Genomic DNA, 232 nt, shown 5'->3' with positions numbered 1-232 from the left:
CTTGCAGGCGGTCCTGCCGGCGATATCCAGGGCTCGCCAGGTGATCGCCTTCGGAGACGGCAAGATCGGCAATGCACGTACCTTCAGTGTCGCGGTGGAGCCGCCCGTGGCAGGGGTAGCCAGCCATGTTGCCGTGGATAGTGCGTTTAAGTCGTTGGCTCGGGTGTTGCCTACGTGGCAGCTCAACTGGGTGTATCGCGCGGTTGATGAGGACCTGATCCTTCAGCTCAGC

1 protein-coding gene is annotated in these 232 nt (G+C 62.1%); it reads left to right on the top strand.

Features of this window, described 5'->3' with window-relative positions; translation table 11 throughout:
- On the top strand, positions 1-232 hold a 232-nt coding region (locus SB679_RS26480), incomplete at both ends, for a hypothetical protein (protein ID WP_410705428.1).

It is taken from the genome of Chryseobacterium sp. SIMBA_029 (assembly GCF_046535275.1).
GTDB lineage: Bacteria > Bacteroidota > Bacteroidia > Flavobacteriales > Weeksellaceae > Chryseobacterium.
This window is presented reverse-complemented; position numbering and strand designations above follow the sequence as displayed.